This window comes from Bacillus sp. BC08 (assembly GCF_054326875.1).
Window position 1 is genome coordinate 265,164 of record NZ_JBTGPA010000027.1, and the last position, 20,203, is coordinate 285,366.

Here is a 20,203-nt window from a genome sequence, read left to right on the forward strand (position 1 = left end):
ATACAAATGTTGAGAAATATAAAACACCATTTCTAAATATTGTTATTTTTGATACTATATTTTATAAGAATATTCAAAAAGCGAGGGGATTTCATGAACGTTCAACTACAAGGTAATGAACAAATTACGAAATTATTTAATGATTGGTATTTAGCTATGATTAAACAAGATGTGTCTCAGGCGACAAACTTAAAGCATGAAATTGAGGAAAAGGAACTAAACTTTGAGGAAGATGAGAACTTAGCATTATACTATTCTCTATTAAATTTTCGTTTCAAAGTTTTAACTGATGGTTTAAGTATTACAAAAGACAGTTTCAATAAGATAGATTCTTACTCGATTCCAGCTAATCACCAACTTTCTTACTACTATCATTTTTTTAAAGCAATTCATGCTACTTTAACAACAAATTACAACTTAGCTAGCGAACATTACGAAAATGCTGAAAAGCTACTAGGAAATGTTTCAGATAAACTAGAGGAAGCAGAATTTAATTACCGATTCGCTATCTTTAATCAACATTTTTATAAACCTATTGAAGCAATTCAGCGAGCAACAAAAGCCAGAAATATTTTCATGACTGAAAACGGGTTCGAGATAAAATTAGCACTTTGCGACAATATAATTGGTTCCTCATGTGTATTTTTAAAGCAATATGAACAAGCAGAAGAAAAGTTCAATTCTGCTCTTTCCATTTTACAAAAACTAAACGAAAATGATTTAGTTTTAAGCGTTCGTAATAATCTAGGTTGGCTCTATGCAAGTCAAAACCTGTCTTCTCTAGCGATTCGACATTTATCAGAGGTGTCAACCAAAATACCTACACACTTTAAGGCGCTCTTTTTACAAGCCAGAGAGCATTCTAAACTTGGTGAAATAAACATTGCTGAAAAACTTATCAAAAGAGGTTTGGAAGTTTGTACAGAACTAAATAATGATGAATATATACTTCATTTTAAAATTTTAAATTCTCTTAACAATAATGATACAACTGAAGATCTAGAAAATATTATTCTTGAAGGAATTACGTATTTCGACAAAGAATCTTTATATAACTACACTCAAGAATATTCAGAAAAATTAGCGATTAAACTTTACGATGAAAATAATCACATAAAAGCAAGTGAGTATTTTCATAAAGCATTACAAGCAAAAGAAAAAACTTTTGAGAAAGGGGCATTAAAATGATAAAAAAATTTAGTTCTATCTTATTAGGATTATCTGTTATTGGAATTGTGTCTATTGGGATAAATAGTTCATTTACATACAAAGCAAGTCACGCCGATCTTCCCGCACCACAAAGACCTGACTTTGTTCAATCTGTTGACATAAGTAAAGACTACAGCTCAACAACAGCTGAAAAAGCACTTTAAAAAACGAAAGACCTTCAATTTAGAAGGTCTTTTTTAAATATGCTTATTTAGAATATTTCCCTTTCAAGTAAACTTTATTTTCTCATCAACTCCGCAATCCCCCTACTCCCCTCACTACCAACTTTCTCAAGTTCCTCCACAACTAATTTTCTTCTTTCCACAGAATGATTCTGGCTTAACTTTGCTTTTCCTTCTATTTTACTAATCCTAATTTTAAAACCAACTATCCCTTTACTTAATCCTGCCATATAATTGGGGTCTACATCATTAAGTGAGTACGTACTCTGTGGATTTTCATATTTATGTACTAACTCTTGAAGAGAACCTCTTAATTCCTGTTCATCTTCAATAATTTCTAATTCACCGTATACATGCACTGCTACATAATTCCATGTTGGTACTGCATCTTTTGTTTCATACCATGACGGCGATATGTAACTGTGTGGCCCTTGGAATATAGCAAGTACGTGTTGATTCCCACTATCTTTCCACTGTTCATTCGGACGTGCGAAATGCCCATGTAAAGTTAGAGTCTTCCTATTTAATAACAACGGTAAGTGCGTTGCATATGGTTCCCCGTTATGTTGAGAAAATAATGTCGCAAAGCTATTTTGTTCTATTATTTCGTACTTCATCTCTTCATCTTGTATTGTGAAATATTTTGGTATGTACATAAGCTCCCTCTTTTCCGGTCTTTTCTTTTTTATTTCCTATTATATTTAGTAGTCGTATCAATCAACAGGGACAGTTTGTCATTATTTTATAATGGCAGCTTCCAATTTAAAAAGAATAGGCCGCATGTACTCAATGCGACCTTAGTTTATTTCCTCCAGTATATTTGTAATAAATGCCGTCTTACCTTCACTATAACTGGATCGATTTTTCGATTCTTTTGCTAACTCTTCCTTTAAACGTCCATATTCAACAGCAACATCTTCATGTTCCCGAAGGTAATCCCGAAACACTATATGTCTTCTTAACTCTTCACTATTTTTGTCACACACATATAAATGATGTTCCATCCAAACTGTATTTTCTTCACTCCACGGAACGAAAGCATCCTTTCTACCAAACGTCTCTCTTCCTTTGAAGCTCCAGTCTGCTTGATGGTAATACCCTATCGTTTCAAGCCTTTTTACTACTTCAGGAAAAATTCCGTACTCTTCTATTACTATATCAATATCTAATATTGGTTTTGCTACAAGCCCTTTAACAGATGTACTCCCCACATGCTCAATGGACAAAACAAATTCTTTTATTACATTATTAATGAGCGATTGTAGTCTATAGAATTCACTTTCCCATTTGATGTTATATTCTTCGATAGTAATTCTCTGTTTCAATGTGTCCCTCTCCTCAAAAGCAATTATAACCTTTGAATATGATTATCTTTAAAATCCGTCTCATATTTCAATCCATATCCAAACATTCGATCCATTCCAATATGTGCTGTCCATATTAAGCCAATCATTATAATTGTGTCTATTTTAAAATAGACACCTATGATAGCTATTACTATTGATATAATATACGTGTGAAAAACATTATAAATTTTAGCACCAATTTGATTATTTATACCGTACGCTAACATTGATAAATCCGGAGCTAAAAGGAATACCAAAAATATAATCCAACTAAATTCATATATTGAATACGCATAAATCGTGGCTACGAAAACAACTAGACCTTCAAAATGTACAATACGTTTTTGCATTCTTTACCATTCCTAGTTTTCTATATTTACCGATAAATTTTCATCACTAAAAGTATTCTTTGCATTTTTTGACCAAATGGTTGCTAAAATCGGTCCTGCAATGTTATGCCATACTGCCGCTAATACACTTGGAAGTGCAGCCGCTGGTCCAAAATGTGCTGTTGCCAACGCAACTCCTAAGCCTGAGTTTTGCATTCCTACTTCTATTGAAATAGCTCTTCTTGTCCCTTCGTCTAGTCCAAGTACGAACGCTGTTATATATCCGAGTAAAAAACCAAATGCATTATGGAGCATAACTGCAATAAAGATAAGCAGGCCTGAAGAAGTAATGCTACTTACATTTGCTGAAACCACCGCTGAAACTATAATGATAATTGCTACAACTGATATGAAAGGAATAACAGTCATTCCTTTCGTAACAGTTTTAGGGAAAAACTTCTTCACTACTAATCCTAAAATAATAGGTATGATAATGACTTGTACGATAGAAAGAAACATAGACATAGGATTCACTGGCATCCATTGTCCTGCAAGTAATAATAATATAAGAGGTGTAGCAATTGGTGCTAGTAACGTTGATAATGATGTCATTGCAATAGACAACGCCAAGTTCCCTTTTGCTAAATAAACCATAACATTTGATGCAGTGCCACCCGGTACTGAACCGAGTAGCACTAATCCAGCTGCTAACTCAGCTGGCAGATTCATAACGTAGGCTAGTACGTATGCGACAAGTGGCATAATAATAAACTGAGCACATACACCAATAATAACTGGCAATGGTTTTGTAGCAATGATTTTAAAATCAACAGCCTTTAATGTTAATCCCATCCCAAACATAACAACCCCGAGTAAAATTGTTATGTAACTAGTTAACCCGAGAAATGGTCCAGGAATGAAATATGCAATTGCTGCAATACAAATAACCCAAAATGCAAAATATTTTCCAGCTATATTACTTATCGCTTCTAGTACTTTCACCCAATCATCCCCTATCCTTCAGCTGAAAAACTTTATTCGGATTCAAAATATTTTGTGGGTCAAGAGCTTTCTTTATTTTTTCCATTACGAATAATGCCGCTCCATGTTCTTCTTCTTGATACTTCCGCTTTCCGATTCCAACGCCATGTTCTCCCGTACACGTTCCACCTCGTTTAAGAGCATATAAAACGATACTTTCATTTATTTCGTCCGCCTTTTCCACTTCTTCTTTATCGTTTGGATCAACCATTAAGAGTACATGGAAATTCCCGTCTCCTACATGGCCAAGAATACCACCAACAAGACCTACTTTATCTAACGTCTCTTTCGCATGTTGGATTGCGCCAGCTAATTCTGAAATTGGTACACATACGTCTGTACTCATAAGCTTTTTACCAGGATAGCTATGAACGTAAGAGTACGCTAGATTATGCCGTGCATCCCATAATTTATTTCTCGCTGCAGTTTCCGTTTCAAAAGCAACTTCTTTACATTTATGATCAAAAACAATTTCCTTCGTAAATTCAATATCTTGCTTAAGTCCTGCTTCATTACCGTGAAACTCTAAAAATAGCGTAGGCTCTTCTCTGTAACTTGTTTCATTATAATGATTTACTTGTTTCATAGATAATTCATCTACAAGTTCAATTCTTGCAATTGGAATACCGGCCTGTAGTATATTAATAACAGCTTCTACTGCATCATTGATAGTTGGAAACGATGCTCTCGCAGCCATAACATGTTCTGGTATGCCGTATACTTTTAACGTTAACTCTGTAAAGCACCCAAGAGTACCTTCTGACCCTACGAAAACACCATTTAAATGGTAACCTGATGATGACTTCGCTGCTAAATTTCCAGTATGTATTACTTCCCCATCAGCAAGAACGACTTCTAAATCACGAACTTGATCACGCATTACCCCGTATTTAACTGCTGTCGTTCCGCTCGCATTTGTGGCAGCCATTCCACCTAACGTTGCATCTGCTCCTGGGTCTACACTAAAAAATAATCCATACTTTTTCAATTCTTTATTAAGCTGAGAGCGAGTCACTCCCGGCTGTACTTTCACTAGAAAATCTTTCTCTCTTATTTCGAGTATTTTATTCATGAGCGAAAAGTCCATTGTAATTCCTTTTTCATATGGAATTACATGCCCTTCTAAACTAGAACCTACGCCGAAAGGGACGACAGGTTTTTTATGCTCACCCGCTACTTTCATTATTCTACTAACCTCTTCAGTCGTTTTCGGAAAAACTACTACATCAGGTAAACTACTAGTATGATAAGATTCATCTTTACTATGTAACTCTCTTACTGTCGTATTTACAACTACTCGATCCTCGGGAAGTACACCCTTTAATTCATTTACTAAACGCTCTACCGTTATTTCCATCATACACTCTCCTACCTACTATAAATTCGAATTACAAAATATGTTAACTATTTTATACATAATAATCCGAAAAATTAAATAATTCAAGTTTTATACATATGAAATTCGTTTCATACTATCGAAGAAACAAAAAGAACTTGCAACAACTGCTGCAAGTTCTTTTCTATAAAGTGAAACTTTAATCAGTGGGGGGGGATTCATCCCCCCCACTGATTATTAGTTGAACCAATCGGGCTTTTACAGGCAGTTGATCCCCTACCTAACTTCTTTGCTTTCGTTGAATTTTGAGGTGAGGGTCTTACTGCCCGGCGAATAGCGGGATAAAACTACATTTTAAACGACTTCTTTATTAACAACATAAACCAAATTAAAGTAACTGCCATTAACGAATGGGAAAACCCTACAATATAAGTTAACCCTTTAAAATCCGCTCCATTTAGCTGAAGAAACCCTCTCGCCGCTAGCGAACCTAACATTAAAGTTAATGCTATATTATGTACAACAAACCACTTATTAAAACTTTTCGCTTCATGAAACGCGAATACTTTTGCTAATCCTAAAGCAATTAAAAAGAAGAAAAAGCCGAGTACAAGTGTATGTGTATGCAAAAGATTTAACAAAGTAGATCCTACAATCCCCTTATACTTTCCATACTCCCTAGCGAAAATCCCTGATAATAAGCCGATAATCAAATACGTAAACGATGCATTATATAATTTCTTCATTATGTACCTCCTTAAGTAGAATGAGTAGTGTGTCATATTTAGTAATAATGATAGTTATATAGTAAAAACTCCTAGTTACCTAGGAGTCATTGTATAAGTATCTCACTCTTTACAATCAATCCTAATTATAAAATATCCCTCTATACAAAACAAACGAACTTTATGTGAACAAGTAGATCATAATGAAAATATGTTGCACTTTTGTATTTCGCAACCCATACTAATTGTTATAACTATTAAAGGTGGTGCAATAGATTGATAGTTCTTGAAACTGAACGACTCGTTCTTCGCTGGTTTGATATAAAAGACGCTCCATTTATTCTAGAATTAGTAAACGATCCTGCATGGATCCAGTTTATTGGTGATAAAAGGATTAAAAACTTAGACGATGCAAAAAAATACATCTTAAACGGACCAGTTGATATGTATAATAAAATGGGATTTGGTCTTTACTTAGTAGAGCGAAAAGAAGATCTCACTCCGCTTGGTATGTGCGGTCTTATTAAAAGAGATTCATTAGAAGATGTCGATATCGGCTTTGCCTTTTTAGAGAAATTCCGTTCAAAGGGGTATGGCTTTGAATCCGCTTCTGCTGTAATAGACTACGGTGTACAGAACCTAGGTATGAAACGAATTGTAGCAATTACTACTCTTGATAACATCAATTCAGGAAAACTTTTAGAAAAAGTAGGATTGCAGTTCGAAAAGATAATTTCAGACTCTGGAGAAAACTTAAAGTTATTTGGGTATAACACATAATAAATTGTCAGAGTTCACTTTTAATCTAATCAAAAAATATTTCTTACATATACATTCCTAAAAGTTATTATGATTAAAATACTCATCTGTTTTTTAACATTATAACCAGACTAATTTAAATCACAATTCTGATTTTCAGTACTGTATTTATTCTTAAAAACACTCTATTTTATTCTTAAATTTGTCAAAACTCTTATGTAGCTACATGAAAATTTTATGCTAATATGTTACTAAGAAACTATGCGTTCCCTTAACCCTGTATCCGGCCCTGTATTTTTACAGGGCCTTTTGTTTATTTAATTTACTTATCACTTGCTTATATACACATTAAAAGTCATTTCAAATGTAATAAACGATAAATAATAAAATAACTTTAGATAGTATGACCTACAACTGTAATACGATTCCTCCAAATTTCTTGACGAGAAGACAAGTCATGAAAAAGGAATCACTAAAGAACAAGATAACAGCTTGAGTAATGATACATCTTAATGCAAAATATTTTGGAAACCTAACTGCTAGTTAACTCAAAAAGAAGTTCTACTTAATATAGGTAGAACTTCTTTTCCCTTTACTTCACATGTACATAGTTCTCACTTATTCCTTGCTTAAAAACTCGAGAAACTCATCTTCATTTACAGGTTTACTGTAATAATAGCCTTGAATTAAATAGCATGCATTTTGTTGTAACACTGTTAATTGTTTCTTCGTTTCTACTCCTTCCGCAATCACTTTCATATTTAAAGTATGGGCTAGCGAAATAATAGTTTGTATAATTTCATCTCCATCATTTGAAGTTCCAATCCTATTCACAAATTCTCTTGGAATTTTCAAAGTATCAATTGGATATAAAGGTAGATACGCTAATGAAGAATATCCTGTACCAAAGTCATCAATTGATAAATGTACACCATATGATTTTAATGCTTTTAACTTCGATAAAGTTTCTTTTTCATCTACCATGGCAATTCGCTCTGTTAATTCCAAATCAATCAAATTAGCTGGTACTCCTATTTCTTCTATGATAGATATAATCGTTTGAACAAAATCTTTCTGTTCAAACTCTATAGCTGATAAATTTATCCCCATTTTTAGATTTGTATAACCTGCAGAATGCCATTCTTTCAGTTGTAGACACGCTTGCTGTAGCGTCCATTTTCCAATTGAAATAATTTGCGATGTTTCTTCCGCGATAGGTATAAACTCAAAAGGTGAAATTAGCCCCAGCTCTGGATGTTGCCAACGTATTAATGCCTCTGCGCCAATAACCTTACCTGCCCTACTATCAATTTGAGGTTGATACAATAAAAACAATTCATTATTCTCAATTGCATTTGGTAAATCCTGCTCTAATCGTAATCGTCTTGTTATTTTTTGAGATAATGTCTCGTCGTACACACAAACAGCATTGCTACCTTTTTCCTTTGCACTATACATGGCGATATCAGCATGTTGTAAAAGTGTTTTGGCATTTGTTCCTCCAAATGGATACAACGCTATTCCTATACTAAGAGATAAGTAAAAGCTATGTTGATTTACTACAAATGGTTTTTCAGTTATACGAAATAGTATTCCGCTCAAATCTAATAGCTGTTGCTCTGTTTTGTTATGGACAATGATTGCAAACTCATCTCCCCCTATTCTTGCTAAAGGAATAGTTGGTGACAGACATGTCCTAAAACGTTTGGCAACTTCTTTTAAAACACTGTCACCAATTGCATGACCCAGTGTATCATTAATGGTCTTAAAGCGGTTTAAATCTATGTACAGGAGTCCAAACTTATCCTGTGTTTTTTGTACACGTTCAATGGATCTGTCTAATTCTTGTTGGAAGAATATTCGATTCCTAATCTCCGTCACCGTATCATGAAATGCTAGATAGTTTATCTCATCCTGTTGTTGCTTCATCCTTGTTATGTCTTTTACCATTACATAACTCCCAAAAGTTTGTCCTTCTATCATAATAGGAACAATGGTGACATACCAAAAATGTACATCCTTCTCATTATTATTTTTCACACGTAACTGTAATGAAGACGAACTACATCGTTTCCCCTTCTTTAGAGCTGCTTCCAATTCAAGTTTATCTTCATCTAAAAAAATAGAGAAGCACTCTTTTCCTATTAATGCACCACTATCTTTTCCTAATAATATACTTCCAGACTTGTTTATATTTAATACGATACCATTTGGATCAATTGTTAATATAGGATCTGGATGATACTCATATAAGGACTTAAACCTCTCTTGATTTTTTACCAAATCATTAGATTTTTTTATTAAATCTGCTGTTCTTTGAGATACTTTTTGCTCTAATTGATTATTAAACACTTTTAATATTTCGGTTAAATCTTTGTTTTGCATGCGTACAATTGTATGACGAATCAGTACAAATACAAAGGCAATACAATTTCCCGTAATCAGTGTAGATGAAGAAGTTTGCTCTTTCAAAGTAAAACCAATTAAGATTGCAACTGCAAGATAAGGGAATATGACAAGAAGTTTCTTTCCAGATGTCGGATTAATAATAAAATAATTTCTTCTAGAAGTTGCACTCCTTGGGATAGTAGCTGAAATAGCAATAAATAACAGAAAAACTCTATACAAACACCTTAATAATATGAGTGAACGATATGATAAACCATCTTGTAAATAGAAATATAAGTAGTCTGTAATGGACAATCCTGTTAATACTAAAATAAAAATAAATAATTTACTTTTCGCATTAAAAATTGCTGGTCGGAAGATAAGGCTAACTCCTAGTAAAAGAAGCAATAGATCTATAATTGGGAAAATAAATGAAAGAAAAACATCTCCAATTGATAAGAATAAGATATTTGCAGAAGGTTTATTAAATAGGTACCACTCTAAGGTAAAAATAGCAGTAACAACAATACATAAATCACAAATCAAATATGCTTTTTCCCATTTATTACATTCCATCATGATTTTATAAAAGAAAGCAAAGAGAAAGAAGAATAAGAAAAACAACAAAAATACATCAGAGATATTAAAATTTTCTATTGGTAATTCTACATTAAGTACTTGAAAAGCAGATATAAAATTCCCTATCAAGAAACACCCTATTGCAATTGTAATACAAACCCAAAAGACTCCTAGTTTAATTTTTCTTGATGCTATAGAGTAAAGTAATGAGATAAATACTGTAATTTCAACAACTAAGGATGATAGTCGTATATTAAAATCTGATACAAAATAGTGATTCGGAAAAACAAATAAAAATATAAAGCAAAAGCTTAAATAAGCTATTAGAGCTAATATCAATACATAAAATTGTACATGTGAATGTTTACGCAATGGACCACCTTCTTGATTTTTCTAGACTTTTATTAAAAATGACTTGATAAGGCACAGCTCGTATTCATTAAAATGAGTGTTACCTACCATTCCATATTATGACCTTTTTTAAAAGATTTCTTTCTACATACCGCATTCTTATTTACTCATCATAAATTTGAATGATACAACTTAACTGTTCTTTAAATATGAGATAGAATCTAACCTTCCATTACAACATAGTTAGTCGCTTATTGTCACACTTAGAAAGAAGGAAAATATACTATCATTAACTTAGAAATTCGAATTAAATTACCAAACTAACTGTAATCATTATAGTTACAACTAGAGATGATGTCAATTTCAAATACCTCCCCTTTTAATGGACAAAAGACGTGACATCTTGAACAAAAATACGATGTTTATAAAAAAGATGTAATGTTATATCGACCTAACCAAAGAAATATAAATGATCTAGCATTAAATGAAGATGATATTGCATCTCCCCAAAAAGAATGTTACTCTAAAAATAGAATGTTGAAAGGAATGATGGATGAATAATGATTAACTAATTTATATTTTAAGTTGAATTTTATAACTTCAAACTACAAAATATAGGGTTAGTCTATCCATTTTTATAATTCATTTCATACTTTATTTGTCATGATTCAAATGATTAATAAGTACTTACTTAAGCGACAGACTAATCCTTCCGATTAAAAATCGGGGGATTTTTTTATTCTCTTTTATGTAAGTTAAAATTTATTAATCGCTAAATTTACCTAACAAATAAAGGAGCGAAAAAAATGGCTAATTCAGATACTATTGTTACACATGTAATGCTCTATATAAGTCGTTAATATCCATCAAACTTATATAGAGAAATTAAAAAACAGATGGATGTTCCGACTTTATATGAAACGTTTCGATATATAAAGGAGGAATTATTATGTCAATGATAAAAGTTCAAGACTTAACTTTTTCATACCCAGGTAGCTTTGATAATATTTTTGAAGGTGTAAACTTTCAAATAGATACGGATTGGAAACTAGGATTTATCGGTAGAAACGGACGAGGTAAAACGACATTCTTTAATTTATTATTAGGAAATTACGAGTATAGTGGAAAAATCCTTGCTTCTGTAGAATTCAATTACTTCCCCTACACTGTTGCAGATAAGAAGAAATTTACTCATGAAATCCTTGAGGAAATTTGTCCCCAAGCAGAAGATTGGGAATTTCTACGTGAAATATCCTATTTAAATGTTGATGCCGAGGTCATGTACAGACCGTTTAAAACTTTATCAAATGGAGAACAAACAAAGGTGTTGCTTGCTGCACTGTTTTTAAATGAGGGCCAATTCCTATTAATTGATGAACCAACAAACCACCTAGACACGGATGCACGAAAAATAGTCTCTGATTATCTAAGGAAGAAAAAAGGTTTTATTTTAATTTCACATGACAGAATCTTTTTGGATGGATGCGTTGACCATATCTTATCTATAAATAGAGCAAATATTGAAGTTCAAAGCGGGAACTATTCTTCTTGGAAATTAAATTTCGATAGACAGCAAGAGCACGAAGAGGCTACAAATGATCGTCTACAAAAAGACATAGGAAGATTAAAACAGTCTTCCAAGCGTTCAGCAAGTTGGTCTCATGATGTAGAAGCTTCTAAAAATGGAACAAGGAATTCAGGTTCTAAGTTGGATAAGGGATTTGTAGGACATAAAGCAGCCAAGATGATGAAAAGAGCAAAAAACCTAGAATCAAGGCAACAAAAAGCTATTGAAGAAAAGTCAAAATTACTAAAAAATGTGGAGAAAACTGAGTCATTAAAATTAGAAGCGTTGAAGTTCAAGTCAAATGAATTCGTTACTTTGGCTGACGTGTCTGTTACGTACGATAACCAAGTCGTGAATGAGCCAATTAACTTCGTAGTTGAACAAGGTGACCGAATTGTGCTTGATGGCAAGAATGGGAGTGGGAAAAGCAGTATCCTAAAACTAATTCTAGGGTATCCGATACAGCATACAGGTTTAGTTACATTAGGTACAGGACTCACCATTTCCTATGTCCAACAAGATACTTCTCATTTGAAGGGGTCGTTATCAAATTTTATTGAAGAGCACAAGATTGATGAGACATTATTTAAATCCATCCTACGAAAGATGGATTTTGACCGAATTCAATTTGAGAAAGATATATTTCATTATTCTGGTGGACAAAAGAAAAAACTGCTTATCGCTAAAAGTTTATGTGAAAAAGCCCATATGTATATATGGGATGAACCATTAAACTTTATAGATATTTATTCACGCATGCAAATTGAAGAGCTGATTCAACAATTTAATCCCACAATGATTATTGTTGAGCATGATAAGGCATTTCAACAAACCATTGCAACGAAAACTATATCTATGTAACTTCAATCGAATCATTAATAAATCAAGCCATTAGTCTATAAAGTATTTGAATGAAGTATCAAAAAAAGCCTAATTTCTCTACAATCCATTGAGAAATTAGGCTTTTTAATAGGAAAATTAGGATTCATAAACAATGAGTAATTTACATATTAGGCTTATCTGTTAAAGCAGAAATAATTCTGCTCACCAAATCTTCTGGCATCCATTCATAATTTGTATCATTCGATTCATTTGGTCCTAAAGAATCAATGAACTTTTTAAACTTTGGAAATAAAACAATAGAAGTGATCCAATGTATTGTATGATTTATAGAGAAGAAATGAAATACTCCTTGTTTCTCCCCCTCCTGCAATATTTCTTTTAACTGTTCAAAACTACCTACAAAATACGGTTTAATCTTTTCTAATCTTGCACTTTCCTTAATAATCTCCTCATATGCCAATGTTCCAATTTCAGGATTTTCTTTTATATGTGTAATAAAGACTGTTAAATATTCTGTTAGAGCATTAATAGAATTAAATTGATTCTTCTCAAGAAAATTAGGTAACTCATTAGCAAGACCATATTTCTTAAACACCTCATAATATAGGTTTTCTTTCCCGTTAAAATAGTAAGAAACCATAGCAACATTCACTTTCGCTTCTTTTGCAATTTCTTGTATGCTCGTACCTTCATAACCACGCTCTCCAAATTTCTTCTTAGCAGCCTTCAAAATATTTTCCATCGTCTGCTCTCGAGATTTCCCCATTTCACACACCTCAAATAATATATATTTCACTTCAAAAATCCAATAAGGACTTTGAATAGAGTATTTTTTTGATGAAGTTTAATTATATATTTAAAGTAGTAACTTAACAACCGATGAAGACTTGATTACTTTAAACTATTCGCCACACAAAATACTCCTCAAAAAGACACATCTCCTGAACATCTCCTACCCTATGTCATCATACAAAGACTTCATTTAAAAATGAAATAAAAATAAACACCATACTTAAAATAATATCCCCCTACATGGCATGAATAGCTTTCAAATACCTCACGCTCTTTTCTAATTGCGTATAAGAATGAAAAAAATAATAAGGACCAGAGTTTATCTATCTTTACAGATAAACCCTGGCCCTCTCATTACTTTATACAGATTTAACATAAATCTTTATACTCATATCTTGATGAAATAATTATCTATCAATTACAATTCATTTACTAATTAGATTTGTTTAATCTCAATATAAGGTCCTTTGATGTTTAATTTGTTAATGTCATTCGAAATATTACCTACAGTTGTTTTTTCATTAAACGTATAGATCTTTTCACCATTCACAAAGATACCCCAATTTTTATCCTCGTAACTAATACCATAACCAGCATTGCTAGATGTCGCTTTGAGCTGATTTCCATTCATTGAAAAAGATAATTTCCCTTTGCCTTTGTTAAGTTGGTTATTCACATCGTTGATACTACTCATTTGTTCTTCAAAGGCTTTTTGGTTATCAAGAGTAACTTGATGGTTTTTCCAGTCTAACTTATAGTTGTTTGTAAAGAACTCATTATATGTATCTTTATTATTTGTTCCCCACCATTTCGAACTTACCCATTCGATATTGTACTGATCTGATATTCTACGATTTGTTATTTTTAAATCAGATGTAGATTCTGTTTTATCTGCAGTAATAACTGCTACTACATTAGGAGAAAAACCATATCCTGTTAAAGCTGGTAATGTATCTTTTGAAACAAAATTATTCGTTCCTTCATTATAACTACGTGATTTCATAAATAGTTGATTACCGTAGAAAGTATTAAATGAATCACGATTATAAATTCCCCACTCTGGGTAATTAAATGATTGGAATCCTACTTTCCAATTTAATTTTTTATCTGTGTGAGTCTCTAATACCGTTTTATAGTCTACTTGATCATAAGATACACTTTCTTTCCAAGCAAAGCTACCTGTAATACTTGCATCAGCATTTGGACCTTTATCATTTACCCCAACTTTAACACTTCCGCCAAGTGTATACCCTACTTCAGAAGTAACCTTTGCTGAAGTCATTGTATTAACTGGGGCAGCTTTATGGAATTGAGCGCTATCACCACTTGTTATTTCTGCTTCAGTATGATAAGCCGATGGCCACTTTAAACCTGCGTTATAGTATCCGCCATTAATTGTATATTTAGCATCTATATTACTACCATCAGTAGTAACAATTGCAATCTTTTTATCTGCGTAAGGATCCTCAATAAAAGAAACCTTTATTGAATTTTTAATATTCTGCTTCATGTCATAAGTAGTTTTAAAACTATTATAGACTTTTCCACCATTTTGAAGATTTTCTACAGTTCCTTTAGAATCTGCAAATACAGATGTTGCTTGTAAACCAAGTGATCCCGACATAATAACGGACGCTACCGCAACACTTTTAGCTATTCCATTTGTTTTTTTCATACAGACAGCCACTCCTTCTTAAACATTTAAAAGATATAAACGTATTATTTTTATCTCTCCATACTAGAAATAGATTCATAACGTTACAGTGTAGAAATTTATTAATCTTTATGACAATAACTATCAACACTTATTTTGCTAATTTTCACCTCTCACTTACTGATAACTATTATCAATATCATTAAAACACAGAATAATAATTTAAACAATAATTTTAAATACAAATTTAAAATAACTATTTAAGAAAGTGTAAAAAAATTATAGAATTCTTTATTTAGAGAATTACTATATTTTCATTTACTTATTGCAACCTATATTCAGATACATTATTCCCTTTCCATTCATAATAATCTAAAATCCCCTCATAAATGGCTTCTGCTGCAATCTGCCTTCCGTTTTCTGTAGATAATTTACTGTAATCGATACCATTATCTATAAAAGCAAGTTCCGTTAACACAGCTGGCATGTCATTTTCTCTTATAACATGAAGATCTCCATGTTTAACACCTCTATCGCGTGTTTGAAGTGCGTCTACTAATCGTGTTTGAATTTTTTCAGCTAAAACACGACTTTCTTCCACATGAGAATTTGTTTTTTCAGATTTGGAAGATTTATAATAGTATGTTTCTGTCCCTTTTGCATTACCGTTAAAAGCATTTGCATGTATGCTTATAAAGATATCACCCTGATTTCGCTTAGCAAACTTAACACGTTCCTGTAAAGAACTTTTTTGATCATATCCAGGTCTAGTATCAGATTCACGAGTTAGTAAAACTGTAAAGGGAGTATGTTTTTCAAGCAATTGTTGTAGACGTAAAGAAGTGTCTAGTACAATCTTACTTTCAGGTAATCCCTTTGTGTTTTTTCCAGGATCTTCGCCGCCATGTCCGGGATCAATAATTATTGCTTTATTTTCTAAAGGATTACTTTGACTATATTGAAGCATATCTGTTTTTGCGGTTAGTTGTGCAGCTTCAGCGCGTGTTATGAATCTATTTGGTTGCCAACCATTATCTGTACCAACTGAAATTTTTAAATCAATTAAGGTATTTGCGAACTTTTCACCCCAATGTCCCTTTAAATCTTCAAATTTACTTTGCCCATTGTTATTGCTTTCATTTTGTAATTTATATGCATTCACTAGCATAGTAGCCATAGCAGCACGAGTAACTTTTCCAGAAGGATTGAAAATTCCATTTCCTTCACCTTTAATTATTCCTGCTTTTTCAGCTGCGGCAATATAAGGAGTTCCCCAGTGGTTTTGTGAATCTTTAAAAGATGGTTTTGCATTTAAATCAATGTGTATACCAAGAGCCTTTGTCATAATGGTTGCTGCAGAAGCTCTATCTAATGTGTCATTTGAACCAAAAGTTCCATCTGGATAACCACTCAATACTTGCTTATCAACTAAATAAGTAATGGATTTGTCAGCCCATGCAGGAACATCTGGGAATTTGTGAGTATCTGCAAAAATACTAGAAGAATAAGATAGTAGACTTCCAGCGAGAATTCCTGTAGCAATTAATTTGTTCTTCAAAATTTAGCACCTCTAAAAATTTATTACAAGTTAGTAAATATATCATTTATAGTTAATCTTTAAATAATATTCCTTTGAATACAAAAATAGATTAAGTTGGCACTAACACTATATTACAAATGAATAAATATAAATCGAACTATTATTCCGAAAAGAATCTCCAGACATACACTTATAGACTGAAACTATTAAATATATTCACCAACATTGTGTAACTAGTATAGTTACTTATATATACGAGTGTCAATTGAAATAACCTTACAGTTTTGTAAGGTAACAAACTTAATAATATATTAAGTAATTATTAAACAATGTAAACAATTATCTCTTATTTTAAGCAAAGATTGATTCAAAGCACACTCCTTCTAAATTAGCATTGGTGCCTCCTGCCTCCTTCAAGTCCTAATGCATATCTTAATAAGAGCACTTTTGAAAAGCACTCTTTTTAGCTACAAACCTAGAATTCCTACAATCTGGCGAGCCTTAACATTATCGATATAATAATGCATCTCTAACCCTCGTCTTTCTGCACGGAGCACGGTTCCCCTTAATTTTGATAGATGCTGTGAAACAGTAGATTGCGGGAGTCCTAATATTTCTCTCAACTGTGTAACATTACACAGTTTATGGTGCATTAATTCATTTACAATTTTCAATCGAACGGGATGTGCCATTACTTTTAATACATCTACGTCTTCCTCTCGAATGTTAGCTAGATCTCTATTAGATATTAATATTGTCATTTCGCATTCCCCTTTTATTATTAATTTCTATTTTCCAATTATCCTTATAAGTAGTACTTATAGATATTTACCATTTATCCTGTTGAGAAAATGTATTCTCGTTCTTAATCAAAAAAGACACCAATTCTATGAACAATTTTTACTGTACCAATGAATTGATGTCCTCTAATTTTTAGCCAAACTATATTTTATTTTAAAAAAGTTATTTTATAGTAGACATTTTCTCGTTGACACAAACTAGTAGATTAGCTATGGGAATATCAAAATGTATTGATAAGCGGTCGGAAGTAATTGTTTTTTGTTTAATAGCAAAAAACGAGCATCCTCTCAAATTAGATAAGGTGCTCGTTTTCATTTTGATCGGTAATTCTTAATTCAATTTAGTTTCTTTTCAATAAGTAAAGATTAAATCCACTTAAAACAAAGCGTTTTAAATTTAATTCATAGATCTTACTGAAACTTGGAATTGCCCCTTAGAACCATCATCATTTGAAACGTAAATTTTATATGTTCCGCTCGGTAATGGAGATAAAGCGTTCTGTACATTTGTAACATTAATTTGTTGTTCTCCAGGTTTTATATAACCACCAACAATTAGCTCCATATTTGGACCTTTCACACTATATCCCATTGTATTTTGACCATTATTTTTCATAAAGAAGCTTAAATTTTCACTCCCATTATATACAAAAGAAGTTACAGCCTCTCCACTATAATCCATTGTTTGAGTTAATAATAAGTCTGCAGGAACATGTTCAACTATATGAATGGTATCATTTGTTTTGTGTATTTCTTCAGCATAAGTATTATTTCCTAACACACCAAGTGTTAATGCTGAAATTACTCCACAACTAAGCACTAGTTTATTTAACTTCATTTTAAGCTCCCCCTTGATGTTTGTAATCTATTACCATCATACATCCTTTTTCAAGCACGTTTTTATGTAATAATTCATATCTTTAAACCTATATATTTTAACTTTATATCTTAAAATAGTTACTGAAAAACTTACATTGATAAAGCTACAGTATTATGATTCATAAAAAAACATGTAAATTCCAAAATTTGTTTAACGAGAATCCATACAATTAAGTAATAATGCACTCAAATAAATAGCGTTTCCATTTTAGATAAAATATACTAATGAAAAATTTCGAAATTTCCACTTTATAATTTGGTATATTCCATGTTAATATAACGAAGGCTACAAATAGAATCCACAAAATATATTTTTTCATAGAATATTCATACTTAAAATCCTATTATTTTATTAGTAAATCAATCCCAATTTTACTTATACAAAAGTCTATTTCTAGTTTCATATGTATAAATATCTAAGTAGATTTTTTATCTATTATTTTTCCTAACTTCCTTATCAATTCTAATAAAAGTAATATTATAGTACTTTTTCAAGCGCTCTTCCTTTTTTAGATAGAAAGTCTATTAATAACTAAACATCTAAGTTTAACTCATACATAATCCAATATACAAACTATCGGAGATGCAAACCTATGGGAATATCTACTCTTTTATTAAATACCTTTATAATAATAATTTGTATCCTTAGCTACCACGTATTTTGGCTAGAATTTAAAGAAAAAAAAACATGTAATAATATATTGATTTCTATCCTTGCCTCCATTGCTATTACTTTTTGCATGACTTTTCCTTTTCAGTTACATGCTGGATTTATTTATGATTTACGTTTTATTCCTATCATTTTAGTTTTTCTCTATGGAAATACAAAAAATATTATTTTTATAGGAATTTTATATCTTTCTTATCGATTTTACTTAGGCGGAAATGGCGTTCTTCCATCATTTATTATCTTTACTATTATTTCTGTTATAACAATGCTCTTCCATTACTTATTACCTCTATATGTTAAAGAAAAGAAGATATTATTGAGCTTGCTTCTTATTTTAGTATGTACAACTTCACTTTCTATCTGCGGTATTGTAACTCAAATACATACAGGTAGTAAAATAGACTCTACTCTCATAGAATTTTTATTAAATTATATAATCATTAATATTTTCACAGTATTATTATCAGTGTATTTAATAGAGGGAATGATTGAGAAATATAAAATGAAAGAAAAGCTACAACGGGCTGAAAAATTTTATATAGCTAGCGAACTAGCGGCGTCCATTGCACACGAAATCCATAATCCACTAACTACAGTACATGGATTCACTCAATTGTTAAATGAAAAACATGCCTCTAAGCTACCTCAGGATCATTACTTAGAAATCATGTTAATTGAAATGCAACAAATACAATCTACTATTAATAACTATTTGTCTTTAACAAAACCACAGAACATCCTAAAAGAGAAAATAGATATTAATCATATTTTAAATCAAGTGAAAGACACTATTTCACCACTAGCTCTATCATACAAAGTTGAAATAAAACAAAATAATACAGATTCCTTTTATATAAATGGAGACCCTGAAAAATTCAGACTCTGTCTAAACAACATCATACAAAACGGAATTGAGGCCATGATAAATGGTGGAGTATTACAAATAAATATACAGAAAATAAAAGGGAATATTATAATTGATATTATTGATTCTGGGATTGGAATGTCTTCTCAGCAAATAAAGCGGATTGCTTTGCCATTCTATTCAACAACAGAGAAAGGGACTGGCCTTGGTACCATGATTGCTTATAGTGTTATTAAAGAGTTAAATGGTGATATAGAGATAGAGAGTGAATTAGGTAAGGGGACACGCTTTTCTATTAGTATCCCCTGCTAATATGACTTGATTATTAGAATGATAAATTCTTTCTAC

17 protein-coding genes are annotated in these 20,203 nt (G+C 31.8%); 5 read left to right on the plus strand and 12 right to left on the minus strand.

Features of this window, described 5'->3' with window-relative positions; translation table 11 throughout:
- The first annotated feature begins 93 nt into the window (after positions 1-93).
- Both ACXVYO_RS07625 and ACXVYO_RS07630 read left to right on the plus strand, forming a co-directional pair.
- Positions 94-1,188 carry a response regulator aspartate phosphatase gene (locus ACXVYO_RS07625; RefSeq protein WP_458466533.1) on the plus strand — a complete coding sequence of 365 codons (1,095 nt, stop codon included), beginning with the start codon at positions 94-96 and terminating at the stop codon, positions 1,186-1,188.
- Positions 1,185-1,373 (plus strand): Phr family secreted Rap phosphatase inhibitor, encoded by a 189-nt coding sequence (locus tag ACXVYO_RS07630; RefSeq protein ID WP_458466534.1) that lies wholly within the window; start codon positions 1,185-1,187, stop codon positions 1,371-1,373. Before ACXVYO_RS07625 ends, ACXVYO_RS07630 begins: the two co-directional genes overlap by 4 nt.
- A gap of 74 nt (positions 1,374-1,447) precedes the next feature.
- Here ACXVYO_RS07630 and ACXVYO_RS07635 read toward each other — a convergent pair whose 3' ends face one another.
- From ACXVYO_RS07635 to ACXVYO_RS07660, 6 genes are all read right to left on the minus strand, one after another.
- Positions 1,448-2,047: an FMN-binding negative transcriptional regulator gene (locus ACXVYO_RS07635; protein WP_458466535.1), complete on the minus strand. Its 600-nt coding sequence runs from the start codon at positions 2,045-2,047 to the stop codon at positions 1,448-1,450.
- Positions 2,048-2,188: 141 nt separating this feature from the next.
- Positions 2,189-2,716 (minus strand): GrpB family protein, encoded by a 528-nt coding sequence (locus ACXVYO_RS07640; protein WP_458466536.1) that lies wholly within the window; start codon positions 2,714-2,716, stop codon positions 2,189-2,191.
- 23 nt (positions 2,717-2,739) lie between these two features.
- Positions 2,740-3,087, minus strand: a complete 348-nt coding sequence (locus ACXVYO_RS07645; protein WP_458466537.1) for a DUF4260 domain-containing protein — start codon at positions 3,085-3,087, stop codon at positions 2,740-2,742.
- A 12-nt stretch (positions 3,088-3,099) separates the two neighbouring features.
- On the minus strand, positions 3,100-4,068 hold the full coding sequence (locus tag ACXVYO_RS07650; protein WP_458466538.1) for a bile acid:sodium symporter family protein: 969 nt from the start codon (positions 4,066-4,068) through the stop codon (positions 3,100-3,102).
- A gap of 4 nt (positions 4,069-4,072) precedes the next feature.
- Positions 4,073-5,464 carry an FAD-binding oxidoreductase gene (locus ACXVYO_RS07655; protein WP_458466539.1) on the minus strand — a complete coding sequence of 464 codons (1,392 nt, stop codon included), beginning with the start codon at positions 5,462-5,464 and terminating at the stop codon, positions 4,073-4,075.
- A 326-nt stretch (positions 5,465-5,790) separates the two neighbouring features.
- Positions 5,791-6,189 (minus strand): DUF2871 family protein, encoded by a 399-nt coding sequence (locus ACXVYO_RS07660; protein WP_458466540.1) that lies wholly within the window; start codon positions 6,187-6,189, stop codon positions 5,791-5,793.
- Positions 6,190-6,444: 255 nt separating this feature from the next.
- Here ACXVYO_RS07660 and ACXVYO_RS07665 point away from each other — a divergent pair, with 255 nt between their 5' ends.
- Complete coding sequence (locus ACXVYO_RS07665; RefSeq protein WP_458466541.1) at positions 6,445-6,948, plus strand: GNAT family N-acetyltransferase; 504 nt, start codon at positions 6,445-6,447, stop codon at positions 6,946-6,948.
- Between the two features lie 597 nt (positions 6,949-7,545).
- Here the strand turns inward: ACXVYO_RS07665 and ACXVYO_RS07670 are convergent.
- Positions 7,546-10,266 carry an EAL domain-containing protein gene (locus tag ACXVYO_RS07670; protein WP_458466542.1) on the minus strand — a complete coding sequence of 907 codons (2,721 nt, stop codon included), beginning with the start codon at positions 10,264-10,266 and terminating at the stop codon, positions 7,546-7,548.
- Positions 10,267-11,194: 928 nt separating this feature from the next.
- Between ACXVYO_RS07670 and ACXVYO_RS07675 the strand changes: the two genes are divergently transcribed.
- Positions 11,195-12,673: an Lsa family ABC-F type ribosomal protection protein gene (locus ACXVYO_RS07675; RefSeq protein ID WP_458466543.1), complete on the plus strand. Its 1,479-nt coding sequence runs from the start codon at positions 11,195-11,197 to the stop codon at positions 12,671-12,673.
- A gap of 142 nt (positions 12,674-12,815) precedes the next feature.
- Here ACXVYO_RS07675 and hlyIIR read toward each other — a convergent pair whose 3' ends face one another.
- From hlyIIR to ACXVYO_RS07700, 5 genes are all read right to left on the minus strand, one after another.
- Complete coding sequence (gene hlyIIR, locus ACXVYO_RS07680; protein WP_458466544.1) at positions 12,816-13,421, minus strand: hemolysin II regulator HlyIIR; 606 nt, start codon at positions 13,419-13,421, stop codon at positions 12,816-12,818.
- A 462-nt stretch (positions 13,422-13,883) separates the two neighbouring features.
- Positions 13,884-15,122, minus strand: coding sequence for a hemolysin II HlyII (gene hlyII / locus ACXVYO_RS07685; protein WP_458466711.1), 1,239 nt, complete (start codon positions 15,120-15,122; stop codon positions 13,884-13,886).
- Between the two features lie 301 nt (positions 15,123-15,423).
- Positions 15,424-16,659, minus strand: coding sequence for an N-acetylmuramoyl-L-alanine amidase (locus ACXVYO_RS07690; RefSeq protein ID WP_458466545.1), 1,236 nt, complete (start codon positions 16,657-16,659; stop codon positions 15,424-15,426).
- A gap of 449 nt (positions 16,660-17,108) precedes the next feature.
- Positions 17,109-17,402, minus strand: coding sequence for an ArsR/SmtB family transcription factor (locus ACXVYO_RS07695; RefSeq protein ID WP_458466546.1), 294 nt, complete (start codon positions 17,400-17,402; stop codon positions 17,109-17,111).
- A 436-nt stretch (positions 17,403-17,838) separates the two neighbouring features.
- Positions 17,839-18,279, minus strand: coding sequence for a hypothetical protein (locus ACXVYO_RS07700; protein WP_098346095.1), 441 nt, complete (start codon positions 18,277-18,279; stop codon positions 17,839-17,841).
- 634 nt (positions 18,280-18,913) lie between these two features.
- Between ACXVYO_RS07700 and ACXVYO_RS07705 the strand changes: the two genes are divergently transcribed.
- On the plus strand, positions 18,914-20,167 hold the full coding sequence (locus tag ACXVYO_RS07705) for an ATP-binding protein (RefSeq protein ID WP_458466547.1): 1,254 nt from the start codon (positions 18,914-18,916) through the stop codon (positions 20,165-20,167).
- Positions 20,168-20,203: the final 36 nt, after the last annotated feature.